This is a genomic window from Corynebacterium sp. MSK012, assembly GCF_030232435.1.
Classification (GTDB): Bacteria; Actinomycetota; Actinomycetes; order Mycobacteriales; family Mycobacteriaceae; genus Corynebacterium; species Corynebacterium jeikeium_D.
In genome coordinates this window covers 39,498-64,261 of record NZ_JASPJU010000002.1, presented here as the reverse complement: position 1 = coordinate 64,261, position 24,764 = coordinate 39,498, and the positions used below count along the sequence as shown (strand labels likewise).

Genomic DNA, 24,764 nt, shown 5'->3' with positions numbered 1-24,764 from the left:
GAAACTCAGATCACTGAAAACCGTGCAGCACGGGCAATTCCTATGTGATTGTCTTTTGTTTGGCTGGATTCGGGACTAGCCCTGCCACTTCAGCCAAACGGCGGTGTTGGCCGGCAGCACCAAATCAATCGAGTGAGCCTGGCCGTTCCAACCGTGCTCGACCGCGGTCACAGTACCGTTTTCACCGTAGCCGGAGCCCTCGTAACGCGATGCGTTTGTGTTCAGAATCTCCGTCCATTGGCCACCGCGCGGTACGCCAATCTTGTAGATTTCCTGCGTGGTTCCCGACAGGTTATAGACGCAGGCGACGACCGAGTCATCGGTGCCGTAACGGACAAAGGACACAACATTGTTTGTGGAATCATCCGCGTTAATCCACTGGAAGCCCTCTGGGCGGTCATCCTGGGTGTAGAACGCTGGGTTTTCCTTGTAGATGGCGTTGATGTCCTTAACCAGCAGCTGAATGCCGCGGTGGAATTCGCCGCTCCAACCTTCGAGGTTGTCCCAAGCCACGGACTCATCGTGGTTCCACTCGTGGTTCTGGCCAAGATCCTGACCCTGGAATAGAAGCTGCTTGCCCGGGTGCGCCCACATGAAGGTCAGGAAAGTACGTAGGCCTGCGGCCTTATCCCAATCGCCGCCCGGCATGCGCTCCCACAGCGAGCCCTTGCCGTGCACGACCTCGTCGTGGCTAATCGGCAGAATGAACTCTTCCGAGTAGGCGTAGACCATAGCGAAGGTGAGCTCATGGTGGTGGTAGGAGCGGTAAATCGGCTCCTTGCTGAAGTACTCCAGCGTGTCATTCATCCAGCCCATGTTCCACTTCATAGAGAAGCCCAAGCCACCGTGCTCGGTAGGTGCGGTCACACCCGGCCAAGAAGTAGATTCTTCGGCCACGGTGAGGAAGCCCGGGTTGTGCTTGTGTACCGTGGCGTTGAATTCCTGCAGGAACTGAACAGCATCGAGGTTTTCACGGCCACCGTACTGGTTCGGCAGCCACTCGCCTTCATTGCGGGAGTAGTCCAGGTACAGCATGGAAGCCACTGCGTCGACGCGCAGACCGTCGATGTGGAACTCTTCTGCCCAGTACAGTGCGTTGGCGTAGAGGAAGTTGCGTACCTCGTTGCGGCCGAAGTCGAAAACGTAGGTGCCCCAGTCGCGCTGCTCGCCGCGGCGCCAGTCCGGGTGCTCGTAGCAAGCCGTGCCATCGAAGCGGGCAAGTGCGAACTCGTCCTTCGGGAAGTGCCCCGGAACCCAGTCCATGATGACACCGATGCCAGCGGCGTGGAAGGCATCAACTAGACCGCGGAACTGATCTGGGGTGCCGAAGCGGCTGGTCGGAGCGTAGTAGCCGGAAACCTGATAACCCCAGGAACCGGTGAACGGGTGCTCACATACTGGCATGAACTCCACATGGGTGTAGCCCATGTCGACCACGTAACGCACCAGCTTCTCCGCCATAACCTCGTAGCTCAGGCCCTGCTTCCAGGAACCCAAGTGGACCTCGTAGATAGAGATGGGCTCTTCGGTCCAGTCTGTGTTGGCGCGCTTTTCCATCCACGCTTGGTCGCTCCAGGCGTAGTCGGAGGTCGCAACAATCGACCCGGTAGCCGGTGGGAGCTCAGCAGCACGCGCCATCGGGTCGGCCTTATCGCGACGCTGTCCCTCCGGTGTCGTGATGGCGAACTTGTAGACTTCGCCCTCACCCACACCCGGGATGAACAGCTCCCAGATACCTGCGCCACCCATAGAGCGCATTGGGTACTGCGCGCCGTTCCACATACAGAAGTCACCGACCACGGCGACGCCGCGTGCGTTCGGAGCCCAGACCGTAAACGAGGTGCCTTCGACCGTACCCAGCTCTGTGTCGTAACTGCGAAGGTGAGCACCGAGAACCTTCCACAGTTCCTCATGACGTCCCTCGCCGATTAGGTGTAGGTCACCAGCGCCGATAGTGGGGAGGAAACGGTAGCCGTCGGCACGCTCTACGGTCTCGCCGGAGTCCCACGTAATGCGCAGACGGTAGTCGAAGTCATCGCCGCCGGGGACGAGGGCGGTGAAGAAACCGTCGCCCAGGTTCTCCGCTTCAAACTCGCCGCGCGTGCTGACGACAGTAACTGCCTGAGCGCCGAAGACCCTCGTGCGAATAACCGTGTCACCGTCCACGACGTGTGCGCCGTAGATGCTGTGCGGATCGTGATGGGTGCAGTAGCGCAGGCGATCCATATCGCCGGAATCAATTGCGAGGCGGGGATCTGTGTGGGCTCCCATGGAAGGTCCTTCCGAAGCGTTTCTAGGTAGGTGAATGTGAAGTTGTTGAGTTAAGTTTTAAAGAAATAGAGGGAGGTAGGGGACAGTGGGCTGCTAACTCACCCGCCAGCCTAACGACGAATCGTTGCGACAGTGGTCAGGTCAGCGGCCCACTAACCCCGAAAGTTCCCAGCAAGCGTTCTAGCCCTCGTAGTCGGGGACGTCGCGCCAAGCCAACTTGTGGCGGAGCTTGACATCGATTTCCGGCAGCTTGATGATGTGCGCAACGTTTTCCCACGGTGCCAGGCGGACGTAGTTGTCCTTGCCCCAGTTGAACTGGTTGCCGGTAATCAGGTCAGTGACATCCATGCGGTCGTGGTTGCGGAGCCCGATGCAATCCATGTCGAGGTGCACGGTAGCTTCCTGGGCATTCCACGGATCGAGGTTGAGAACAACGAGGATGGCATCGCCGGTGACCGGATCGAGCTTCGAGTAAGCCAGCAGGTTGTCATTGTCGATGTCGTGGAAGTGCAAGTTGCGCAGCTGCTGCAGAGCAGGGTGCTCCCGACGAATCTTGTTCAGCGTGGCAATGAACGGCTCCAGCGAGTTGCCGGTGGCCAGTGCCTGGTCGTAATCGCGGCTGCGGAGCTGGTACTTCTCGCTGTCGAGGTACTCCTCGGAGCCCTCCTTGACCGGAACGTTTTCAAACAGCTCGAAGCCGGAGTACATGCCCCACAGCGGAGACAGGGTTGAAGCCAGCGCGGCGCGGATGGCGAAGGCGCCACGGCCGCCCTTGACCAGGAAGTCATGCAGAATATCGGGGGTATTGACCCATAGGGATGGGCGAGCGATGTCCGCATGGCGGGTAATCTCCTCGCCGAATTCGGTCAGCTCTTCCTTCGTAGTCTTCCACGGGAAGTAGATGTAGGACTGAGTGAAGCCAGCCTTGGCCAGGCCGTAGAGGCGGGCCGGGGCGGTGAAGGCCTCGGCGAGGAAGATGACCTCCGGGTTGGTTTCGTGAACGGTTTCAATCAGCCATTCCCAGAAGTTGCCCGGCTTGGTGTGGGGGTTATCCACGCGGAAGACCTTGACTCCACGCTTGACCCAAAACTTCACTACACGCAGAACCTCTGCGTACAGGCCCTTGGCATCGTTGTCGAAATTCAGCGGGTAGATGTCCTGGTACTTCTTCGGCGGATTCTCGGCGTAGGCAATGGTGCCGTCCGGCAGCACGGTGAACCACTCCGGGTGAGCCTTAGCCCAGGGGTGGTCCGGTGCACACTGGAGCGCTAGGTCGATAGCGACCTCGAGGTCGCGCTCCTTAGCAGCCTTGATGAATTCCTTGAAGTCCTTTTCGTCACCGAGGCTCGGGTGGATGGCGTCGTGGCCACCTTCTGCGGAGCCGATAGCCCACGGAGATCCGACATCGCCCGGTTCCGGGGTCAGGGTGTTGTTGCGACCCTTGCGATTGATTTCACCGATTGGGTGAATCGGGGGCAGATAGACCGTGTCGAAGCCCATGCGCTGAGCGCGATCAAGCTGTGCAACCGCAGTCTTGAATGTGCCGTGCAGCAGCTCGCCATTTTCGCCGTAACCACCGTTGGAACGGGGGAAGAACTCATACCAAGAGGAGTACAGGGCTTCGCGGCGGTCAACCTTGATCTTGCGGGTCTTTCCGCGGGTCAAAAGGTCGCGCACCGGGTGCGCCTGCAAAATGGCGCGGGTCTCGTCGGAAAGCGCGGCTGCAATGCGGGCGCGAAGATCGCCGTCGCCGCGCAGACCTGCGGCGATGGAGCGTAGGTGGTTGCGGTGGATAGCAGCGGCACCAGCGGCGGCGCGGTCGAAGAGAGCGGCGCCAATTTCTAGATCATTAGCGAGTTCAGCTTCGCTCTGACCTGCCTCGAACTTCTTGGTGATAGCGTTGCGCCACGTTGCCATCGGGTCGGACCAGGCATCAATGCGAATGGTCCACAGCCCGGGAACATCTGGGACGAAGGTGGCATTGACCTGATTTGGATCATGGTCAGAAAAGTGCATTGGAATGCGCTGTGAGCGGGAAGCAAAAGCTGATTCCTTCGGCCCCTTGACGTTGAGCGTGGCGTTCATCGCGTCGTGGCCTTCTCGCCAAATGACGGCGAACGTTGGGACGACTTCACCCACTACGGCCTTCGATGGAGTTGCACCACCGTTGATTTGAGGACGGATGTCATCAATACCGATTCGACCAGTCATAAAAGACGTTCTCCTAATTGTCGGCGAGCTAGGTGAAAATCGAAGCAAAACCATCTCGAGTGAACTCGATTTGCTCTCTACCGAGGATAGATGAGAATGTCCAAGCGCACATTTGGGCAAAGTTAGGGCACCATGGATGTGTGGCTGAATTGGAAGAAGACTTTAACGAAGATTTGCTACTCGACTTTCGCGACGTAAACCTCATCCGTGGTGGCCGTACGCTGGTCGGGCCGGTCGATTGGCAAGTAGAACTTGACGAACGCTGGGTCATCATGGGGCCGAACGGTGCAGGCAAAACTTCTTTGATGCGCATTGCTGCAGCGGAGGAGTTCCCGTCTTCAGGGGTGGCCCATGTGATGGGCGAGCAGATTGGGCGCACCGACATGCGTGATCTGCGCACCATGATTGGTTTGACATCATCGTCGATTGCTCACCGCATTCCCAATGACGAAAAGGTCGCGGACCTTGTTATTTCCGCCAGTTACTCCGTCCTGGGGCGCTGGCGTGAGACCTATGAAGAGATGGATTTCGAACAGCTCTCCGAGATTCTCGAGCGCATGGGTGCTGAGCATCTTGCAGACCGCACCTGGGGCACTCTCAGTGAGGGAGAGCGCAAGCGCGTACTCATCGCACGAGCCATGATGGTCAACCCCGAATTGCTGCTTCTCGACGAGCCGGGAGCCGGACTCGACCTCGGCGGTCGCGAGGACCTCGTCGGTTACTTAGGCGAACTCGCACTCGACCCGGATGCGCCGGCGATGGTGATGATTACGCACCACCCGGAAGAAATTCCGTACGGCTTCACCCATGCGATGCTCCTCGACGAAGGCAATGTCATCGCACAGGGGCTTATTGACGACGTCCTGACCAGTGAGAACCTGACCAAGGCTTTCCACCAGGAAATCGTCGTCGATCGCATCGATGATCGCTACTTTGCGCGCCGGGCACGGCCTGCTGGAAAGCACCGGAAGAAGTAGACGCTCATGGCGGTTCCGACACCTGAAACCCCGAATACACCCGCGTCGCCGAAACTGGCTGCGACTGTGTTGCTGCTCCGCGACACCCACTGCGGGCTCGAGGTCTACGTTCAAGAACGCGTATCCTCAATGCGTTTTGCGGCCAACATGACCGTGTTCCCCGGCGGTGGAGTAGACCAGCGTGATTTCCCAGCTGTCGCGAATGAGGTCATGGCCGTGACCGAGCCGTCGGAAGCCGACCCCGAGTCGCGGATCGCGCAGGCTTTTAACGTCGGTCGCGCGCGGGCGCACGCGCTCACCTGCGCGGCCGTGCGTGAGACCTTTGAGGAAACAGGCACTCTGTTGGTTCGCAATGCTGGCGGTGAGATTGTCGCAGATGGCCACCGCTTCCACCGTCAGCGACGACAGCTGGAAGCCCACGAGTTGTCGTTGACGGATTTCCTTAGCAATGAAAATCTGGCGCTCGATGCCGAACTCGTCAGTCCTTGGGCTAACTGGGTGACACCCGAATCCAACCCCATTCGCTACGACACCTATTTCTTCCTCGCCGCGCTTCCCGACGGTCAAAGGGCCGACGGTGACACCTCTGAGGCATCATCTTCAGGCTGGTTCCGCCCGACTACGATTTTGGATGGATGGCGCCGTGGGCTACTTGGCCTCATGCCTCCGACCTGGGCGCAACTGACTCGTTTGGACGGTGTCGGTACTGTGGCGGAGGCTCTCGAGGCGGCCAGAAACACTCCGGTGCGACGCACCAGTAGTGACTTCCTCGGGGAACCTTTTATGGATGAGTACTTTGCCGTTGCCACCCACATGGGGCATTTGCGCAAAGGTATGAACCGTTAGCCGACTACTCAACCCCCGTTAACCGGCTGATCCCTAGTTGGAAGGAGATAACGAGTGTCCCTGTCCGCTGCAGAGGTGGCCGCTGTTGCTGCTCACCCGAAGTGGCTAGATGAGGCCGACCAGCTCGCGCTCACTAAAAAGTCTCTGATTGCAGACTCCGCGCATCTACGCCAACACTGTGGCGAGTTTGGTCGCGCGGTCATTGAGGTCGCGGCAGCTCGGCGTTCGGCGGTCAGCAAACTGCCAGGGGACTGGATCTTCTCTTCCGAAGCAGCGCAACAGGCCACGCCCTTTGTCGTCGCGATGGCTCGCGCCCGTAGGCTTGCGCATCTCGGTGTCGAAGCAGTGGCCGATGTGACCTGCTCCATCGGTACTGAAGTGGCAGCAATTGACCACCTGGGCCTGACCGTCGTCGGGTCTGATCTCGACCTTGCACGGCTGGCCATGGCGCGGCATAACGTCGGCAAGAACATTTTCGCGCAGGCCGATGCTTTGCAACCGGCCTTTGACGCACCCGTCATTGTCGCTGACCCTGCACGCCGCTCCGGGGGCCGCAGGATCACCAACCCGGAGGACTTGCTCCCGTCGCTGCCGGCGCTCATAGCCGCCTGGCCCGACAAAGAACTAGCTATCAAATGTGCGCCGGGCCTCGACTTCAGCGAGTGGAGCGGGGAAGTGGCTGTCACTTCGGTGGACGGTGCGGTCAAGGAGGCGTGTCTATATACGCCGGGGCTGGCCGGAGTTACCGATGGGCAATCCGTAACGCGATCGGCGATGGTTATCCAGACCGTCGATAAGCACAGGCCGTTAGAGTTGTCGGCGGTGGACGTGCAGACCTACGACGACACCATGCCTGACGACGTCGATGTGCGCGCTGCCGGCCGGTACATCATTGATCCGGATGGGGCGATTGTGCGCGCCGGGCTGGTGCGGCATTTTGCGGCGGCGCATGGGCTCTGGCAGCTCGATGAGCGGATTGCGCACGTCAGTGGCGATGTTTTGCCGCAGGGGATTGCCGGGTTCGAAGTTATTGAGCAAGTGGGGTTGAAGCAGGTTCGCAAGGCACTGGCAGCGTTGGATTGCGGATCGGTGGAGATTCTCGTGCGCGGGGTAGACGCCAACCCCGACGCGTTGCGCAAGCAGTGGAAACTTAAGGGCTCCAGGGCATTGGCGGTGGTTGTCACGCGCATCGGACGGAGCGCGACGGCGTTTATCTGTCAGCCCCGGGAGATCGGTTAAGGACCGCTTTACGACGGAAAACTGGTGGGGGTAGCCCGTTGGGGATCGGTGTTTGCTGTCGGCGAATACTGCGGAGATAGCTGCAGTTGATTGCGTACTATTAACGTCTGACATGCGGAAATAGCATGTTGGCGGGCGGGCTGTGCTCGTGGTGTAGAAAAAAATTTAAAAAAATAACGACATTGTTATCTGGATCACCTTCGCATTGGCGATAGGTTCTGTTATCTTCAACACAGACGACCTAGAGCGTGGCCTGGTTCACTTTATTGTGAGGCGGCTTGCGAAGTAAGGTCAGATAAACGTTCACCAGTAATCAACCAGTAAGGACGACAGAAAAATGCCGAACATCGTGGTTCTGGTCAAGCAGGTTCCGGACACCTGGTCCGAGCGTAAGCTCACCGATGACAAGTTTGTCCTCGATCGTGAGTCTGCAGACGCAGTTCTCGACGAAATTAATGAGAACGCTGTTGAGGCTGCCCTGCAGCTGAAGGAAGAGCACGGCGGAAACGTTACCGTCGCAACTGTTGGCCCGGATCGTGCCATCGAGGCACTGCGCAAGGCTCTGTCCATGGGTGCAGACGACGCCGTCATTCTTTCGGACGACGCACTTGAAGGTTCCGACGCTGTTCAGACCGCATGGGCTCTGTCCAACGTCATTGACACCCTCGAAGATGTTGACCTCATCGTCACCGGTAACGCCTCCACCGACGGTGGCACCGCTTCCGTCCCGGCTATCCTCGGTGTCTACCGCGACCTCCCGGTTCTGACTCACCTGCGTTTCGTCGCTATCGACGGTGACTCCATCACCGGTGAGCGCGAGGTCGAAGACGGCATCTACCAGCTCAAGGCATCCCTGCCGGCAGTCGTTTCCGTCACTGAGAAGGCTAATAGCCCGCGCTTCGCATCCTTCAAGGGCATCATGGCCGCTAAGAAGAAGCCGGTCACCGAGCTGACTCTGGACGATGTTGCTGCTGAGGCAGAGCAGGTTGGTCTCGAAAACGCTGCTACCGGTGTCACTGGCTCCACTCCGAAGCCGGCTAAGACCGCTGGTGAGCGCATTAACGATGAGGGAGACGGCGGCGCCAAGCTGGCCGAGTACCTCAAGGCCCAGAAGTTCATCTAAGGCGCTTGACGCGAATAGAAGACAAATAGAGATACAAGTAGGAGAAAGATCACTATGACCGACGTCCTCGTTCTCGTCGAGCACGCAAATGGCGAGCTGAAGAACACCACCGCTGAACTGCTGACCGCTGCTTCCGCATTCGGCACCCCGGCCGCAGTTGTCGTGGGTACCCCGGGTACCGCTGCTGGCTTCGCAGACACCCTGGCCTCCTACGGCGCTGGCGAGATTCTCGCTGCTGAGTCCGACGATGCCGACAAGTACCTGATCACCCCTGAGGTTGACGTTCTCGTCGGCCTGGCCTCCGAGCGTGAGGTTCCGGTGCTGGTTTCCGCTTCCGCAACCGGCAAGGAAATCGCTGGCCGCGTCGCTGCGCTGACCGGTTCCGGTCTGCTGTCCGACGTTGTTGCTATCAACGATGACGCTTCCGTTAAGTACTCCATCTTCGGTGGCGAGTACATCGTCGACGGTGTCGGCTACGGCGCATCCCCGGTCTACGCTCTGCGTCCGGGCTCCGTTGACCCGGAGGAGAAGTCCGGTTCCGCTGACGTTACCGAGATTGCATTCCCAGAGATCGGCAACAACGCTGTCGAGATCGTTTCCTTCGCACCGGCTGAGGGCGGCGACCGTCCGGAGCTGACCGAGGCTAAGCTGGTTGTTTCCGGTGGCCGCGGTGTCGCATCCGAGGATGGCTTCAAGAACGTTGTTGAGCCGCTGGCAGACGTTCTCGGCGCAGCTGTTGGTGCTTCCCGTGCTGCTGTTGACGCTGGCTACTACCCGGGTCAGTTCCAGGTTGGCCAGACCGGTAAGACCGTTTCCCCGGACCTCTACGTTGCTCTGGGTATTTCCGGTGCTATCCAGCACAAGGCAGGTATGCAGACCTCCAAGACCATCGTTGTGGTCAACAAGGACGAAGAGGCTCCGCTGTTCGAGATTGCTGACTTCGGTGTCGTCGGTGACCTGTTCGACGTTGTCCCGCAGGCTATCGAGAACCTGAAGTAATACGCACTTGCCTTAAGGCTGCTAGTTGCGTAAGGCTGCTGGCCGAGAGTCAACTCGGCTAGCAACTACCCGCTCGGGGTGGGCACAGATTTCCTGTCTGTTCCCGCCCCGAGCATTTTTTGGTCCTACTCATCTGTTCGTGCAGACAGTGAGGTTTAACTATGGCGGATAGTGAGCATAAGGCGCACGCAGCGTTATACTGCCTGCATGCTTAATGACCACATCGTTGCCGCTCCGGACGAGAAGAGTGAAATGAAGTCTGCTGCGAAGACCCGTTACTTTGTGGATCATGCCGCGACTACACCATTGCGCCCAGAAGCGCGCACGGCAATGGTCGAGAACCTAGGTCTGGCCAACCCCTCGGGGCAGTACGCCACCGCACGCATTGCGAAAAAGGTTCTGGAAGAGTCCCGAGAAGAAATTGCAGAGCTGCTCAGTGCCGATCCCATCGAGGTAGTTTTTACTTCCGGTGGAACTGAGGCCGACAATCTAGCGATTTCAGGCCTGTACTTCAAGGCCTCTGGCTCGGACATTGTGGTTCCACCAATCGAGCACGATGCAGTGTTGAAGACATGCCACCATCTGGAAAAGGAACACTGGGCCAAGATTGTTGAGGCTCCTGTAGGTGCTGATGGTCGCGTTGACATGGTGCAGTTCCCGGAGATGAGTCGGCAGAACACCGCGCTGGTGACGTGCATGTGGGCGAACAATGAGACCGGCACCATCCAGCCGGTGGAGGAGATTGCCAAGCGGGCGAAGGATGCTCGCGTGCCTTTCCATATCGATGCTGTGCAGGCAGCCGGACATCTGCCCATTGATTTCCACGCAAGTGGCGCCACTACAATGGCCATCTCCGCGCACAAGTTCGGCGGTCCCCGTGGGATTGGGGCGCTGCTTGTTCGTCGTGAAGCGAAACTTACCCCGCATAACAACGGCGGCGGGCAGGAACGCGGACTGCGTTCGGGCACGCAGGACGTGGCGTCGGCGGCGGGCATGGCGGCAGGACTGCGCGCGGCGGTGGACACGATGGCGGCGGACGATGAGCGAATCCGCGGTCTGACGCAGCAGCTCATCAGGGCAATCATGCACATCGACGGTGCGATTATCCACACCAGCGAGCTCGCTTTGCCGGGGCATGTCTACGCCAGCTTCCCGGGCGCGGAGGCCGATAGTTTGATCATGCTGTTCGATGCGGCGGGAATTGACTGTTCTACGGGATCGGCATGTAGCGCGGGCGTTAATCGTCCCTCGCACGTGCTGATGGCGATGGGCGTTTCGGAGCCGGAAGCGCGGTCGTCGATTCGTTTTACGCTGGGGTACACCTCGACGCAGGCGGATGTCGACGCCGTCATTTCGGCGCTGCCGGAAACGGTCGAGCGGGCGCGGCGTGCTGGCATGGCTTAGTTTTTGCCCCGTGGTGGTACGGTGACACGTGCACAAAATCTAGAGGGGAAAGGTTGCAACGCAATGCGAGTTCTTGCAGCAATGAGCGGTGGTGTGGATTCGTCCGTGGCTGCGGCGCGTGCATTGGCCGCAGGTCACGAGGTCGTCGGCGTGCACTTGGCGCTGTCGAAAGATCCGCAGTCCGTTCGCGCCGGATCCCGCGGCTGCTGTTCGCTAGAGGACTCCGGCGATGCCCGCCGCGTCTGCGATGAGCTGGGCATTCCTTTCTACGTCTGGGATTTCTCCGAGCGCTTCAAGGAAGAGGTCATGGATGACTTCTACGACTCCTACGAGCGCGGCGAGACGCCGAACCCATGCCTGCGCTGCAATGAACGCATCAAGTTCGCCGCTCTACTAGAGCGCGGCATCGCGCTCGGCTTCGACGCTGTGGTCACGGGGCACTACGCTTTGCTTGGCGACGACGGCCTGTTGCGCCGCGGCCGCGATGCGAAGAAGGACCAGTCCTATGTCCTGGGCGTGCTGGATCGCGAGCAGCTGCAGCGCTCGATGTTCCCGGTAGGAAACACCGAGAAGCCAGAGATTCGTGAAGAAGCCCGCGGGATGGGACTAGGCACTGCCAACAAGCCGGACTCTTACGACATCTGCTTCATCCCGGATGGCAATACCAAGGCGTTCCTGGGCGCGAAGATTGGCCGTCGCCCGGGCACCATTGTGGATAAGGAAACTGGCGACACCGTCGCTGAGCACGACGGTGTCTACGGTTTCACCATTGGTCAGCGCAAGGGGATTGGCCTGGCGGGGCCGATGCCGGATGGCAAGCCGCGCTATGTCACCGGCATTGATGCAGAGACCGGCACGGTGACAATCGGCACGGCTGCGGACTTGAATGTCAACGTGCTCGAGGCCGACCGTGCCATCTGGCTGGCCAACCCGGATGAAGTACTCGCTGCCTCGGAGGCCGGCAAGCTGCAGGTGCAGGTGCGTGCGCACGGTCGCCCCATCGACTGCCGTATTGAAGTGCTGGCAGGACCTGACGATGACATCACCGGACGCGGTGGCGCCTTCCGGCTGCGCCTGAGCGATCCGCTCCGTGGTGTCGCTCCTGGCCAGGCCGCTGTTTTGTACCACACTGACACTGCGGGCGACTACGTGCTGGGCTCCGGCACGATTGTCTCGACCGCCCGTGAAGAGGACTTGTCGTGACCTCCTTTGTCGGCCTTGGCCCGATGCCGGGCCGCAATCCACACGAGGCGGCAGAGATTGTCATTGGCGAATGCCTGGAAGGTCACCTCACGCTACCGACGTTGCCCGCCCGTGGGTTCGGCGCCGATGCCGTCGGTCGCACGGCCGCCCTCATGGCTGACCTCGTCGTGGACAGGGGAGCGCGCTCCTGGAAAGTCGCCGACCGTCGTGGTCGCGCGAGTGCCTTGGCCACTGATTATCTCCACCGAGACATCGACGCGTGCGAGGAAGCGTGGGGACGCACCCCGCAGAAGATTCGCCTGACCGCTCTCGGCCCATGGACGATGGCGACTTCGGTGGAAAATGCCGCAGGCCATCTCATCGCCGTTGACCGCGGCGCCGTGAAGTACTTCGCGCAGTCGCTGGCCGCGGGATTGGCTTCCCACATCGCCGATGTCCGTCGGCGTTTCGACAGCGACATCGAGGTACTTCTGGCAGAACCCGCACTCGGCGCAGTCGTACAGGGCAAGATCAAGGCTCCGTCCATGCTGATGGGCAACGCGGGCTATCTCCCCGCCCAGGGGCACCGCGAGATCGCGGAGATCTTCCTCGAGGTCACGGGGCCGCTGCGTGACGACGACATCGAAGTGACCATCGCGCTGTCGAGCCCCGATGGCCTGGCTGTTCAGGCCTTGGCGGATTCCGGTGCGGCCGGAGTGTGGCTACCTCGCAAAGAACTGACCACCACGCAGCAACTGGATTTTGCGGCTGCCGTGGTCGGTGCCGATATGTCCCTGGAGCTGGGTATTGTGCCAGTGACGGTCACGGAGCGAGAAGAGCACACGGGCGTCCCGATGGCGACACCGGCTCGAGCACTCGCTGAGCAAGCAGCGCTGTTCTGGGATGAGCTGGGCTATTCGCGCCTACAGATTGCTGAGAGCTTGAATCTGGCGCCGATGGGCGGCTTTGCTGCCAGCTCCAATGAAGAAGCACAGGCGCAACTCGGCGCAGGCCGTAATGCCACGGAACTTCTTCGTCGGGCAGCCGGTGACTTGGCTCGCGACGAATAGCGACCTTATTCCACCAGCGTATTGAGGTAGTCGGCGAAGTAGGGAAGTGTGAATTCCACGTATCCCGTCGACGCTGACACAATCAACTCGCGGTAAATCAGGTCATGGCGAAGCTGTGAGATGCCAGAGAGTTTGCGTCCCATGGTCTCTGCGATGGCGCTCGTGGCCACGGGCTTTCCATTGGGGGAGAGGCGCGCCATCGCTTTGAGAAAATCAATCTGGCGAGGTGGCACTTTCCGCAGGCTGGGCGCATGAACTTGCAGCCCGATGCGGCGGATGGATTCCGCTGCGGCATCCGAGACATGCTGAGCGGTAATGGTGTCCGAGTGGGCCAACCTGGCCTTAGCCCAAGCGACTGAGCCAATGGTCTGTATGAGATACGGGTAGCCGTGGCTGAGTTCAGCGGCCAGCTCGACGGCATCCTCGGTCATCGCGCGTTCGCCGAGTTCTGCAGTTCTGCGAATGATGTCCTTGGTGGTCTCCAAGTCCAATCGGCCCAGAGACACGCGCTCGGCACGGCGTAAGAATGTTGCGCCCTCTAGCTGGAGCAAGTCTTCGATACCGCTGGGCAGCCCGGCTGCGACAAAGGCAATCTCCGCATCGTCGCGATTTAGGTCCTGGATTGCATGGGCAATTTCGTTGAGCTGTGCGGGTTCTGCACTTTGCACCTCGTCGAGAGTGAGCAAGATGCCGGATCCCTGTGGCATGAGGAGAGCCGAGAGATCCTGAAGTTGGCTGAGCAGATTCCTGCCGGGCTCGGGCTGAGAAGTGCTGACTTCCGTCTTAAACCCGCCAATGCCGGCGATGGACAGGCCGGTGAGGTGACGGCCGTTGCCCGTCGGTGCACTGTCAATGGCACTGAAAGCGCGCGGAATGGTGACATCGGTGAGCTCAGAAATCATTTCAGAGCCGATGTGAGCACGCAGCACAATCCATCCCAGTTGCTTTGCTGCGGCTTCAAACTCGTTGAGAAGTACCGTCTTGCCGATTCCGCGGGTACCGGAAATTAGCGCGGTTCGCCAGGGATTACCGGGGCCTTCCGCCAGAGCCAGCTCAAACGAGTCCAGCTCGACATCGCGCCCACCGATGATGGCCGGGGATCGGCCGAATGTGGGGTGGAAAGGATTGCGTGGGATGGAGATGGCCTTGTCGCTGCGAGTGGTCACGCATCAATAATAGCAATGGATAATCCACATCGACTTGGATAACTTGGATATCCCGCCGAAATTTGGATATTCGGTTTCCGTTGGATAATCACAAAACTCTGGATATTGGGAGAGCCGGGGAGGGTGAAGGGGTCGCTGCTCAGTCCATCGGCCACCCGAAGGTGAAGTCCGACGTATCCTTACCCTTTTCGGTCAGGTACTGCTGCAGGTTCTTCTTGTACTGGTAGTACGCGACGGCCTGCAGCTCCATCAGCTCTTCCCCTGATTTTTCGGTTAGCTCCCGGTAGTGGCGCGCCATCACCCATGCGATGCGCGCAGCCGCCAGAGCATCTTCGGTGGCATCATGTGCCCCGTCCAGGCGCACCTGATAATGGCGGGAGACATCAGTCAAAGTGCGTTTTTCACGACGTTCTGGGTCGACGTAATTATCCAGCACAAAGGGGTCGACGACGAGGCCGTCAACAGTAAAACTGGGATCCTGCGAGCGCAGTACCGTCAGATCATAAGCCGCGTTATAGGCCACTACGGTCAGACCATCGCGCCAGGCAGCTCGAAGGCCGGCAATGGTATCCGCTAGCACTTCATCGTGCGGGCGCCCCTCCGCGCGAGCTTTTTCAGTGGTGATGCCATGCACATCAGACGCAGCTTGTGGAATTTCGACACCGGGATTAGCGAGCATGATGGTGGAATCTTTGCCCTGCTCAGTCAGTCGGACCAGTGCGGAAGTGACAATCTTGCAGGTGCGAGGATCCGTGCCGGTAGTCTCCAGATCAAACGCGAGCATGCGTCGCGGATCGAAATTATGCATGTCTCAACTGTAGCGGAGAGTGCGGATTCGCTGAGGGGCAGGAACAAGGTCAAGAGAATTTCCGTGTCCTCCGGCGCATCCGGGCAATGACATAGAATGAGCGACGTGACTTCCTCGACCGATGAGAACTCCGACCTGTCAACCTCCGATTTGTCTTCGTTTTCCAGCGCCCCCGCCTCCGAGCCAGCGCCGGCGGACGTCCGGGAGAAGTGGCAAGATCTAGCAACTCGCATTCGTGAAAACGCTGCGCTGTACTACACCGCGCAGCCGGTTATCTCCGATGCTGAATACGACGAGATGTTCCGTCAACTGCAGCGGTTAGAGGAGCAGTGGCCCGATCTGGTGGTGCCGGACAGCCCCACGCAGCAGGTCGGTGCGCAGGTCGACACGCCTGCCGACGGGGAAGTGTTCGAGCCTGTTGAGCACCTCGAACGCCTTTACAGCTTGGACAATGTTTTCGATGAGCAGGAGTTGCGCGGCTGGCTGGCCCGCACCCCGGCCAGCACGTATCTGACCGAGCTGAAAATCGATGGCCTGTCTATCGATCTGGTCTATGAGAATGGCCGCCTTGTCCGGGCGGCCACCCGCGGAGACGGCCGCGTGGGGGAGAACGTCACCGCCAATGCGCGCACTATCGAAGATATTCCGCATGAAATCAGCGGCGAGAACATCCCCGACGTGCTCGAGGTGCGTGGTGAAGTCTTTATCTCGTTGGAAGAGTTCGAACGCATCAACGCCGATCGCGTCGAAGCGGGTCAGAAGCCGTTTGCCAACCCCCGTAACGCCGCCGCCGGTTCCCTGCGACAGAAGGATGTTGCAGAAGTGGCCAAGCGCCGGTTGTCCATGATTTGCCATGGAATTGGTCATATCGAGGGCTGGCGTCCACAGTCCCAGCACGAGGCATATCGTGCCTTGGACGAGTGGGGTTTCCACGTGTCGCCGTATACAAAGCAGGTTCATTCCGCGGATGACGTCGTTAAGCAGATGCAGTACTGGGGCGAGCACCGCCACGACGCCATCCACGAGATGGACGGGCTTGTGGTCAAGGTTGACTCCCTTTCCGAGCAGCGCGCGTTGGGCGCGACCTCGCGGGCGCCGCGCTGGGCGATTGCCTACAAGTATCCGCCAGAAGAGGTCACCACGGACCTGCTGGACATTCGAGTCTCCATCGGCCGAACTGGTCGTGCGACGCCATATGCCGTGATGAAGCCGGTCTTCGTGGCCGGGTCAACTGTCGAGATGGCGACGCTACACAACCCTTCCGAGGTGCACCGAAAGGGTGTGCTCATCGGGGACCGTGTGACCATCCGCAAGGCCGGTGACGTGATTCCAGAGGTACTCGGCCCCGTAGCCGATCTCCGAGATGGTAGCGAGCGAAAGTACATTTACCCGACTCTCTGCCCCGAGTGCGGTACTCGTTTGGCTCCGGCAAAGGACAGCGATGCCGATTGGCGTTGCCCCAATACCCGCTACTGTCCAGGTCAGCTGCGGCGTCGAATTGAATTCCTCGCCTCCCGCTCCGGGTTCGATATCGAAAACCTGGGGGAGAGGGGCGCTGCCGATTTGATTCATCGCGGCGTGCTTGCCGACGAGTCCCGCCTCTTCGACCTCACCGAGGAAGATTTGCTCGGCACTGAGGTCTACACTACGGCTTCGCGGAAAACCCTGAACGCCAATGGTAAGAAACTGTTGGCCAACATCGAGGCAGCTAAGGATAAAGAGCTGTGGCGCGTATTGGTCAGCCTGTCCATTCGTCATGTGGGTCCAACAGTGGCGCGGACCTTGGCACAGAAGTTCGGCTCGATGGAGGCGCTGCGCGCTGCGAGCCGCGAGGAGATTTCGGCCATCGATGGCATTGGCGAGATCATCGGCGATTCCGTGGCTGACTGGTTCGAGGTGGACTGGCACCGCGAGGTTGTCGAGCGCTGGGAAGCTGCCGGTGTGCGTATGGCCGATGAGGTCGCCGATCGTCCAGATCAGGTGCTAGAGGGATTGACCGTGGTAGTCACCGGCTCTTTGGAGGACTTCACTCGCGACAGCGCGAAGGAAGCCGTTATCTCCCGTGGCGGTAAGGCCGCAGGGTCGGTGTCGAAGAAGACCGACTACGTGGTGGTTGGCGAAAACGCCGGTTCCAAGGCCACAAAGGCCGAGGAGCTGGGCTTGCCCATCCTCGACGAGGATGGGTTCAAGCGATTGCTGGAAACTGGTCAGGCCTAGCTGGGGCTTGGCCCAGCCAGGATTTGACCCAGCCGGGCCTAAATCTTGGTCTCTTCCAGCTTCCAGACCTCATTGGCGTAATCGCGGATAGTGCGGTCGGAGGAGAAGCGGCCCGAACGGATGATGTTCAGGAAGCACTTCTTGGCCCACGCCAGCTCGTCGCGGTAGTCCTCGGCCATGCGGTCGCGGGTCTCGCGGTAGTCAGCGAAGTCGCCGAGGACGTAGTAGACATCGGCTGGCTCGTACCCGTTGGACTCCAGCAGCGAGAAGTGCAGGTCGTGGAACATTCCGCTGCCACCGTCAGCAAAAGTGCCGTCGACAAGCGAATCGACCGCGCGCTTGAGCCCCGGCACCGTTTCGTAAGTGCCACGCGGGCTGTAGGTGCGACGCAGCTCCGGCAGCTCCTCTTCCAGCGCACCGAAGATGTAGGCGTTCTCTTCGCCGGCGGCGTCGACGATTTCGACGTTTGCGCCGTCCATGGTGCCCAGCGTCAGTGCGCCGTTCATCATGAACTTCATGTTCGAGGTACCCGAAGCCTCCTTACCGGCAGTGGAAATCTGCTCGGAGACGTCGGTGGCCGGGATGATGTGCTCTGCCGGGGTGACGTTGTAATTCTCAACGAAAGCGACCTGCAGGCGACCGTCCATGTCCGGATCGTTATTGACCTTGTCCGCGATAGCGTTGATGAACTTAATGATGGCCTTCGCGCGAACGTAGCCTGGGGCGGCCTTGGCACCGAAGATGAACACGCGCGGTGGCACGTCCAGCGCTGGGTCTTCCTTGATGCGGTAGTAGAGATCGAGGATGTAGAGCGCGTTGAGAAGCTGGCGCTTGTACTCGTGCAGACGCTTAATCTGGGTATCGAAGATGGCGTCCGGGTTCACCGAAATACCCTGGCGGTGCTCCAGCCAGGTGGCGAAGTCCTTCTTGTTCTCGTGCTTGATGTCGAGAATCTCACGCAACACGGCCTCGTCGTCAGCAAACTTTTCGAGCTCAGCGAGCTTGTCCAAGTCAGTGACCCAGGCGTCCGAACCCGACAGGCGAGTCAGCAGTGCCGACAGGCGCGGGTTGCACTGGTTGAGCCAGCGGCGCGGGGTGACGCCATTGGTCTTGTTGTTGAAGCGCTCCGGCCAGATATCGTGCCAGTCCTTCAACGTTTCGCGCTTAATAATCTCCGTGTGCAGGGCAGCAACACCGTTGATGGAGTACGCGGCGTAGCAGGCGATCCACGCCATGTGGATGCGACCGTGAGAAATCGGCGCCATGTAGTCAATCTTGCCCTGGTCGAAGCCGCGCTCCGCCAGGTCTTCGCGGAAGCGGCGGTCAATCTCGCGGGTGATCTCCAGAACGCGGCCGAAGAGACGGTCAAAAATGGAGTATTCCCAGGTCTCCAACGCTTCTGCCAGAACGGTGTGGTTGGTGTAGGCGAAGGTGTTGGACACGACGTTCCAGGCGTCGTCCCAGCTCATATCGTGCTCATCCAGGAGCAGACGCATCAGCTCTGGGATAGCGAGCACCGGGTGGGTGTCATTGAGCTGAATGGAGTTGTACTTGTGGAAATCGCGCAGGTCCTCGCCGTGATTCTCGATGTAAGAATCGATCATCGTCTGCAGCGAAGCGGAGACGAAGAAGTACTGCTGGCGGACACGCAGGACCTTGCCGTCATAGGTCGAGTCATTCGGGTAGAGCACGCGGCACAGGTCATGGACGCGCTCCCGTTCGACAATGGCGTCGGTGAAGCGCTGCGAGTTGAAGGCGTCATAGTCGAACTCACGCATCGGCTCCGAGTGCCACAGGCGCAGCGTGCCGACGTTATCGGTGCCGTAGCCGGTAATTGGCATGTCATATGGAACAGCGCGCACCACCAAGTCATCAAAGGTGACAATCTTGGACAGTTCCTCGCGACGAATGACGAAGGGGTAGCCCTCTTCCATCCACGGGTCCGGGTGCTCATCCTGGAAGCCATCTTCGAAGGTCTGCTTGAACAGACCGTAGCGGTAGAGGATGCCATAACCGGTCACCGGCAGATTCTGCGTGGCACAGGAATCCAGGAAGCAGGCGGCCAGACGACCCAGGCCACCGTTACCGAGAGCGGCGTCGTGTTCAGCCTCGAGCACGTCTGTCAGATTCTTGCCGTACTTTTTCACGGCAGCAGAGGCCTCATCCACCAGACCTGCATTGAGCAGGTTATTCAGCAGGGCGCGACCCATGAGGAACTCGGCGGAGAAGTAGTGCTGCTGGCGGGTAGCAGCGTATGCCTCCGTGGTGCGCTGCCAGTTGTCCGCTAGGTCATCGACAACAACCCGTGACAGACCGGACCAGAATTCCATCTCAGTGGACGACTGGGGGACACGGCCGGATTCGGCACGCACGTGGGATCCGACGAGGTCACTCAAGTTCGACATCAAAGAAGCTCCTTATTGACTGGTATCATTTCCAGACTTTACCGCTAAGCGTGAATCACTGCGCTCCATAGGGGAGGAGCCATAGGGTAAGAGCTTCGAGCAGAAGGGAGCAGCCCACAGAAGGGAGCAGCCCACTAGCCGCTGCTAGTCGATAATCGCACCGACAATCGTGCCAATACGTCCCAAGTGCTCAACCTCACTTGGCAGGAAGTCTGGCCCGCCGGGCCGGCCAATAACGAGAACGAGGCCCTTGCCCATTGGGGTAGCGGCAATGGAGGAGTCCATAACCGTCCAGTCCTCCGGAAGCCACGTTTCTTCGTCCGGATCCAGGTTTCGTGGCGAGTCAATCGGGGCTTCCGGCAGAGTCCGGCCGTTATCCTCTGGAGCAGCGGTAGAGGAAGCGCGACGTACCCACCGGCCATCGCTCTGTTCGCCGAGGACGATAGCCCAGCCGGCAGTCATAGTCTGAGGCAGGCCGTCGACGACATCTCCGAGGGCACGATCCAAATTCTTCGTGTGCTGTGAGAACTTGGCCAGCAGCGCAATCTGTCCGCGGCGGTCGACCGAGCCGGAAAAAGGCCTAATTGAATCGACTTCCACTCCGCTAATGGACTGAGCCGCCGTAATCAGTGTGTCTGGGAGCAGGCCCATGGGCAGGTCAACCACGATGTCGTCGACAACAACGCCATTAGCGCCGTAATCTACGACATCGACACTGCGAATATCACCTTCTACTTCGCCCAGGGCAGCCGCGACGTAGCCAAGTGCGCCTGGTTCGTCGGGAAGCTGGATGCGAAGGAGGTAACTCATGGCTGTGTGCACAACCTTTCGAATAATTGATAGTGATGCTTGCGGTGTAACTATAGAAGTAGTGATTTAGGCTACAGGGTAAACCTTTGAAATGTAAGACCCTGCGGACAACTACTTGGCGACAACGACTACTGTTGGCAAGTACAGCCCGCTCGCGCGGTTCAAAATCAGTTTCAACTAAACTTCTGTGCACTAGCTTCGTACGAAGAAATGAAAGGGGTACTAGCGTGCCAGCTATCTCACGCGATGAGGTCGCCCACCTAGCGCGATTGTCCCGTCTGGCTCTGACTGACGCGGAACTCGACGAGTTCGCCGGTCAGATCGACGGCATTATTAACCACGTCCAGGCCGTTCAAAAGGTGGCTGCGGATGATGTTGAACCGATGAGTCACCCCTCTTCGCTGTCCGGTGTGATGCGCGAGGACGTCGTCAAGCCGACGCTGACTGCGGAGCAGGCGCTGGACCAGGCGCCGTCGCAGGACCGCCAGCGCTTCGAAGTTCCCCAGATTCTCGGCGAGTAGGAGTACGTGGAAGAAATGATTGCAGCTAACCCGAACCTGCATGCCGCTGTTGCTGAGGACCCGATTCTGGGGCTGAGCGCTTTTGAGCTCGCACAGAAGATTCACGCTCGTGAGCTGACCTCGGTAGAGGTCACCCAGGCGTTCCTCGACCGTATCGCGGCAATTGATGAGGACATTCACGCATTCCTGCACGTCGGTGCCGAAGAGGCCCTGGCTGCAGCTCGCAAGGTCGATGAGTCGCTGGATGCTGGCGAGGAGCCGGCCTCCGCGCTGGCCGGTGTTCCGCTGGCGCTGAAGGATGTCTTCACTACCACCGATGCGCCGACCACCTGCGCTTCCAAGATGCTCGAGGGCTACATGAGCCCTTACGACGCAACGGTTACTGCCAAGCTGCGTGCAGCTGGCATCCCAATTCTGGGTAAGACCAACATGGATGAGTTCGCCATGGGCTCGTCGACTGAAAACTCCGCTTACGGCCCGACTCACAACCCGTGGGATGTTGAGCGCACCGCAGGCGGTTCCGGTGGTGGCTCTTCCGCGGCGCTGGCCTCCGGTATGGCTCCGCTGGCTATCGGTACTGACACCGGTGGCTCGATTCGTCAGCCAGCAGCTCTGACCGCAACGGTCGGCGTGAAGCCGACCTATGGCACGGTATCCCGCTACGGCCTGGTCGCTTGCGCCTCCTCGTTGGATCAGGGTGGGCCGACCGCGCGAACCGTTCTGGACACCGCGCTGCTGCACGAAATCATTGCTGGTCACGACGAGAATGACTCGACTTCCACGGAGCAGCCGATTGCCGATGTGGTTGCTGCTGCCAAGGAAGGTGCTACCGGTGACCTCACGGGGGTTAAGGTCGGCATCGTCAAGCAGTTCGACCGCACCGAGGGTTACCAGGCCGGCGTACTGGACAGCTTCCACGAGGCCGTCGACAAGCTTAAGGAAGCTGGCGCAGAGGTGGTCGAGGTCGATTGCCCGAACTTCGACCACGCACTGAGCGCGTACTACCTGATTCTGCCGTGTGAGGTCAGCTCCAACCTGGCTCGTTTCGACGGCATGCGTTACGGCCAGCGTGTTGGTGATGACGGTTCGCACTCGGCCGATGAGGTCATGGCTATGACCCGTGCCGCTGGTTTCGGCGATGAGGTTAAGCGACGCATCATCATTGGTACCTACGCGCTATCGGTCGGTTACTACGATGCCTACTACATCCAGGCACAGCGCGTCCGTACCCTGATTCAGCAGGACTTCGAGCGGGCCTTCGAACAGGTAGATGTCCTGATCTCGCCGACCACTCCGACCACTGCGTTTAAGTTGGGCGAGAAGGTTGACGACCCGCTGAGCATGTACATGTTCGACCTGTGTACTCTGCCGCTCAACCTGGCCGGCATGTGTGGCATGTCCGTGCCGTCGGGCCTGGCTGAAGACACCGGCCTGCCGGTAGGCCTGCAGATTATGGCTCCGCGCCACGGTGACGATCGTCTGTACAAGGTCGGCGCTGCCTACGAAAAGGTTCGCGGCTCGATTGCATAAAGACGCTCAATAAGCCTTAGTCGGTTTTCTGCAACCGTCGTTTTCTCACTGAAGTGGGAGAGCGGCGGTTGTTGTCGTGTCGGGGAGAGTTTCATACATACGCAGGAACGCAAACATGGAGAGAGTTAGATTTAAAAACCCACCGCGGTTTATGCCTTGGATCTATGGGCTGGTCATTGTCATAGCCATTGCCGTCAGTCTGGTCGCTGCGGTGGTCTTCGGCTCGGCGGATATCACCTGGTCCACCACGACACAGGTCATTTCGCATCACATCTTCGGCATTGAGCTCGATGAATCTGTGCCCGCCAGTTCGGACACCATCGTCTGGAATCTCCGCGCTCCCCGGGGTATTCTCGCAGCGATTGTAGGGGCGGGGCTAGCTGTCTCCGGTGTGGCTATGCAGACATTGGTCCGTAACCCGTTGGCAGACCCATATCTGCTAGGTATTTCCGCCGGCGCCGGTGCCGGTGCGACCGCGGTGATTATCTTTGGTGCTTTCTCCGGTAGCCCCATCGCGCCGCTGACATTCGGTGCACTCCTCGGTGCAGTAATGGCCACCCTCGCGGTCGGTGCTTTCGCCACTGCAGGCGGTGGGCTGACTCCGCTGCGTTTGGTGCTCTCCGGCGTTGTGCTCTCCGCTGCGTTTTCCGCGCTGAGTAGCTTCATGGTCTTCGCTGGGCCAGACCCGAGGGCCGCGCAGTCCGTGATGTTTTGGATGCTGGGCTCTGTTGCCGGTGCGACATGGCTGAAGACGCTCTTCCCGCTCATTGTCCTCATCGCAGTACTGTTGTTTTTCCTGGTCAAAGCCCGTCATCTGGATGCGCTGGCAACTGGTGAGAGCACCGCAGCGGCCGTAGGTATTGATGTTTCTCGGCTACGCACACAGGTATTTGTGCTCCAGGCTGTCCTCGTTGGCACGCTCGTTGCGGTCTCTGGCGGCATCGGGTTTGTCGGCCTGGTGATTCCACACTTGACCCGCATCTTGGTAGGGGCCACGCACCGCGTTGTCCTACCGGTTGCTGCCCTCATGGGTGGACTGTTTCTCATCTGGGTGGACATCATCGCGCGCGTAGTGGGCGGAAGCCAGGAAATGCCGCTGGGAGTAGTCACGGGATTGGTTGGCGCACCACTTTTCCTCTACCTCATGAGCCGCTCGCACTACAGCTACGGAGGTGCTGAGTAAATGAGCGCTCTACCAAAATCTGTACTCGCCGCTAAAGATATGCGCTGTGATATCGCTGGGCGCACCATTGTCAGCGGAGTCAACCTCAACTTCGGTGCAGAACCCATGACCGCCATCATTGGTGTTAACGGCGCGGGTAAATCCACGTTGCTGCGTGCGCTCGGTGGAATCACGAAACCGGCCACGGGCGAGGTCGAGATTAACGGCAAATCGATGAGCTCAATCAGCTCGAAGCACCGCGCCCGCGATCTGGCTTTCGTCGCGCAAAACGAGGTTCCACCCGCCGAAATGCGCGTGCGCGACTTTGTCTCCCTGGGGCGCTTGCCCTACCAGCGCCTTTTTGGTGGCAACACCGCCGAGGACAATTCCCACGTCGACCGTGCGCTGGAGCTCGTGGGGTTGGAAGCGGTTGCGCAACGCCTGTGTGGGCAACTCTCGGGTGGGCAACGTCGTCGCGTGTGTCTGGCGCGTGCCATCGCCCAGGACTCGCCAATCATGCTTCTCGACGAGCCCACTAACCACCTCGACGTGCGCCATCAACAATCCGTCCTCCGTCTGGCCCGCTCCAGCGGAGCGTGTGTCATTGCCGCGATCCACGACTTGGACCTGGTGATGAACCACTTCGACCGCGTCATCGTGGTCGCGGACGGCGGTATCGCGGCCGACGGCATTCCCGCAGAAGTGCTTACCCGCGACTTTGTCGCCCAAATCTTTCAGGTTGAATCCTGTCAGCTCAATTCCCCCGCTGGCCGCCGCCACCTCGCAATCGATAGCGAGCTGGATGCTGCCACCATCAACTAGG

The 24,764-nt window shown here is 59.7% G+C and carries 19 protein-coding genes; 13 read left to right on the top strand and 6 right to left on the bottom strand.

Features of this window, described 5'->3' with window-relative positions:
- Nucleotides 1-75: 75 nt before the first annotated feature.
- Together glgB and QP977_RS01515 are read right to left on the bottom strand one after the other, a co-directional pair.
- Nucleotides 76-2,271: a 1,4-alpha-glucan branching protein GlgB gene (gene glgB / locus QP977_RS01520; RefSeq protein ID WP_049172061.1), complete on the bottom strand. Its 2,196-nt coding sequence runs from the start codon at nucleotides 2,269-2,271 to the stop codon at nucleotides 76-78.
- A 180-nt stretch (nucleotides 2,272-2,451) separates the two neighbouring features.
- A complete protein-coding gene (locus QP977_RS01515) occupies nucleotides 2,452-4,482 on the bottom strand; it encodes an alpha-1,4-glucan--maltose-1-phosphate maltosyltransferase (RefSeq protein ID WP_049194095.1) in 2,031 nt (676 codons plus the stop codon).
- Nucleotides 4,483-4,622: 140 nt separating this feature from the next.
- Here QP977_RS01515 and QP977_RS01510 point away from each other — a divergent pair, with 140 nt between their 5' ends.
- The 8 genes from QP977_RS01510 to QP977_RS01475 all read left to right on the top strand — a co-directional run bounded on the left by QP977_RS01510 (nucleotide 4,623) and on the right by QP977_RS01475 (nucleotide 13,322).
- Nucleotides 4,623-5,459 carry an ABC transporter ATP-binding protein gene (locus QP977_RS01510; RefSeq protein WP_048735276.1) on the top strand — a complete coding sequence of 279 codons (837 nt, stop codon included), beginning with the start codon at nucleotides 4,623-4,625 and terminating at the stop codon, nucleotides 5,457-5,459.
- Nucleotides 5,460-5,465: 6 nt separating this feature from the next.
- On the top strand, nucleotides 5,466-6,305 hold the full coding sequence (locus QP977_RS01505) for an NUDIX hydrolase (protein WP_070652910.1): 840 nt from the start codon (nucleotides 5,466-5,468) through the stop codon (nucleotides 6,303-6,305).
- A 54-nt stretch (nucleotides 6,306-6,359) separates the two neighbouring features.
- Nucleotides 6,360-7,544, top strand: coding sequence for a THUMP-like domain-containing protein (locus tag QP977_RS01500; RefSeq protein ID WP_049194092.1), 1,185 nt, complete (start codon nucleotides 6,360-6,362; stop codon nucleotides 7,542-7,544).
- A gap of 337 nt (nucleotides 7,545-7,881) precedes the next feature.
- On the top strand, nucleotides 7,882-8,667 hold the full coding sequence (locus QP977_RS01495; protein WP_284847073.1) for an electron transfer flavoprotein subunit beta/FixA family protein: 786 nt from the start codon (nucleotides 7,882-7,884) through the stop codon (nucleotides 8,665-8,667).
- 54 nt (nucleotides 8,668-8,721) lie between these two features.
- Nucleotides 8,722-9,666: an electron transfer flavoprotein subunit alpha/FixB family protein gene (locus tag QP977_RS01490; protein WP_016422471.1), complete on the top strand. Its 945-nt coding sequence runs from the start codon at nucleotides 8,722-8,724 to the stop codon at nucleotides 9,664-9,666.
- A gap of 252 nt (nucleotides 9,667-9,918) precedes the next feature.
- Nucleotides 9,919-11,070: a cysteine desulfurase family protein gene (locus QP977_RS01485; RefSeq protein ID WP_049194138.1), complete on the top strand. Its 1,152-nt coding sequence runs from the start codon at nucleotides 9,919-9,921 to the stop codon at nucleotides 11,068-11,070.
- 63 nt (nucleotides 11,071-11,133) lie between these two features.
- Nucleotides 11,134-12,273, top strand: a complete 1,140-nt coding sequence (mnmA, locus tag QP977_RS01480) for a tRNA 2-thiouridine(34) synthase MnmA (RefSeq protein WP_070437874.1) — start codon at nucleotides 11,134-11,136, stop codon at nucleotides 12,271-12,273.
- The gene (locus QP977_RS01475) at nucleotides 12,270-13,322 is read left to right on the top strand and encodes a uroporphyrinogen decarboxylase/cobalamine-independent methonine synthase family protein (RefSeq protein WP_147765739.1); all 1,053 of its coding nucleotides are present in this window, start codon (nucleotides 12,270-12,272) and stop codon (nucleotides 13,320-13,322) included. Before mnmA ends, QP977_RS01475 begins: the two co-directional genes overlap by 4 nt.
- Nucleotides 13,323-13,327: 5 nt before the next feature.
- Here the strand turns inward: QP977_RS01475 and QP977_RS01470 are convergent, their stop codons facing one another.
- Nucleotides 13,328-14,488 carry an ATP-binding protein gene (locus QP977_RS01470; RefSeq protein WP_147765737.1) on the bottom strand — a complete coding sequence of 387 codons (1,161 nt, stop codon included), beginning with the start codon at nucleotides 14,486-14,488 and terminating at the stop codon, nucleotides 13,328-13,330.
- A gap of 139 nt (nucleotides 14,489-14,627) precedes the next feature.
- Entirely contained in the window at nucleotides 14,628-15,296 is a 669-nt protein-coding gene (locus QP977_RS01465; RefSeq protein WP_069358819.1) for a 3'-5' exonuclease, read from the bottom strand.
- A gap of 96 nt (nucleotides 15,297-15,392) precedes the next feature.
- Between QP977_RS01465 and ligA the strand changes: the two genes are divergently transcribed.
- Nucleotides 15,393-17,513: an NAD-dependent DNA ligase LigA gene (gene ligA / locus QP977_RS01460; protein WP_101738712.1), complete on the top strand. Its 2,121-nt coding sequence runs from the start codon at nucleotides 15,393-15,395 to the stop codon at nucleotides 17,511-17,513.
- Between the two features lie 38 nt (nucleotides 17,514-17,551).
- Here ligA and QP977_RS01455 read toward each other — a convergent pair whose 3' ends face one another.
- Nucleotides 17,552-19,918 carry a glycogen/starch/alpha-glucan phosphorylase gene (locus tag QP977_RS01455; protein ID WP_069358818.1) on the bottom strand — a complete coding sequence of 789 codons (2,367 nt, stop codon included), beginning with the start codon at nucleotides 19,916-19,918 and terminating at the stop codon, nucleotides 17,552-17,554.
- A gap of 144 nt (nucleotides 19,919-20,062) precedes the next feature.
- On the bottom strand, nucleotides 20,063-20,728 hold the full coding sequence (locus tag QP977_RS01450; protein WP_048735304.1) for an ACT domain-containing protein: 666 nt from the start codon (nucleotides 20,726-20,728) through the stop codon (nucleotides 20,063-20,065).
- A 227-nt stretch (nucleotides 20,729-20,955) separates the two neighbouring features.
- Between QP977_RS01450 and gatC the strand changes: the two genes are divergently transcribed.
- The 4 genes from gatC to QP977_RS01430 all read left to right on the top strand — a co-directional run bounded on the left by gatC (nucleotide 20,956) and on the right by QP977_RS01430 (nucleotide 24,763).
- Nucleotides 20,956-21,249 carry an Asp-tRNA(Asn)/Glu-tRNA(Gln) amidotransferase subunit GatC gene (gene gatC, locus QP977_RS01445; RefSeq protein WP_005509328.1) on the top strand — a complete coding sequence of 98 codons (294 nt, stop codon included), beginning with the start codon at nucleotides 20,956-20,958 and terminating at the stop codon, nucleotides 21,247-21,249.
- A gap of 15 nt (nucleotides 21,250-21,264) precedes the next feature.
- Nucleotides 21,265-22,779, top strand: coding sequence for an Asp-tRNA(Asn)/Glu-tRNA(Gln) amidotransferase subunit GatA (gene gatA / locus QP977_RS01440; protein ID WP_049172086.1), 1,515 nt, complete (start codon nucleotides 21,265-21,267; stop codon nucleotides 22,777-22,779).
- A 115-nt stretch (nucleotides 22,780-22,894) separates the two neighbouring features.
- Nucleotides 22,895-23,962, top strand: a complete 1,068-nt coding sequence (locus tag QP977_RS01435) for a FecCD family ABC transporter permease (RefSeq protein WP_370449368.1) — start codon at nucleotides 22,895-22,897, stop codon at nucleotides 23,960-23,962.
- The gene (locus QP977_RS01430; RefSeq protein WP_049172090.1) at nucleotides 23,963-24,763 is read left to right on the top strand and encodes an ABC transporter ATP-binding protein; all 801 of its coding nucleotides are present in this window, start codon (nucleotides 23,963-23,965) and stop codon (nucleotides 24,761-24,763) included.
- The last annotated feature ends 1 nt before the right edge of the window (nucleotide 24,764 follow it).

Excerpts from the sequence above, each read along its gene's own strand:
- QP977_RS01485 (WP_049194138.1), top strand. The coding sequence starts at position 9,919 with ATGAAGTCTGCTGCGAAGACCCGTTACTTTGTGGATCATGCCGCGACT.
- QP977_RS01515 (WP_049194095.1), bottom strand. The coding sequence starts at position 4,482 with ATGACTGGTCGAATCGGTATTGATGACATCCGTCCTCAAATCAACGGT.
- QP977_RS01430 (WP_049172090.1), top strand. The coding sequence starts at position 23,963 with ATGAGCGCTCTACCAAAATCTGTACTCGCCGCTAAAGATATGCGCTGT.
- mnmA (WP_070437874.1), top strand. The coding sequence starts at position 11,134 with ATGCGAGTTCTTGCAGCAATGAGCGGTGGTGTGGATTCGTCCGTGGCT.
- gatA (WP_049172086.1), top strand. The coding sequence starts at position 21,265 with ATGATTGCAGCTAACCCGAACCTGCATGCCGCTGTTGCTGAGGACCCG.
- QP977_RS01505 (WP_070652910.1), top strand. The coding sequence starts at position 5,466 with ATGGCGGTTCCGACACCTGAAACCCCGAATACACCCGCGTCGCCGAAA.
- glgB (WP_049172061.1), bottom strand. The coding sequence starts at position 2,271 with ATGGGAGCCCACACAGATCCCCGCCTCGCAATTGATTCCGGCGATATG.
- QP977_RS01495 (WP_284847073.1), top strand. The coding sequence starts at position 7,882 with ATGCCGAACATCGTGGTTCTGGTCAAGCAGGTTCCGGACACCTGGTCC.
- QP977_RS01490 (WP_016422471.1), top strand. The coding sequence starts at position 8,722 with ATGACCGACGTCCTCGTTCTCGTCGAGCACGCAAATGGCGAGCTGAAG.
- QP977_RS01450 (WP_048735304.1), bottom strand. The coding sequence starts at position 20,728 with ATGAGTTACCTCCTTCGCATCCAGCTTCCCGACGAACCAGGCGCACTT.
- ligA (WP_101738712.1), top strand. The coding sequence starts at position 15,393 with ATGAGCGACGTGACTTCCTCGACCGATGAGAACTCCGACCTGTCAACC.
- QP977_RS01455 (WP_069358818.1), bottom strand. The coding sequence starts at position 19,918 with ATGTCGAACTTGAGTGACCTCGTCGGATCCCACGTGCGTGCCGAATCC.
- QP977_RS01435 (WP_370449368.1), top strand. The coding sequence starts at position 22,895 with ATGGAGAGAGTTAGATTTAAAAACCCACCGCGGTTTATGCCTTGGATC.
- QP977_RS01465 (WP_069358819.1), bottom strand. The coding sequence starts at position 15,296 with ATGCATAATTTCGATCCGCGACGCATGCTCGCGTTTGATCTGGAGACT.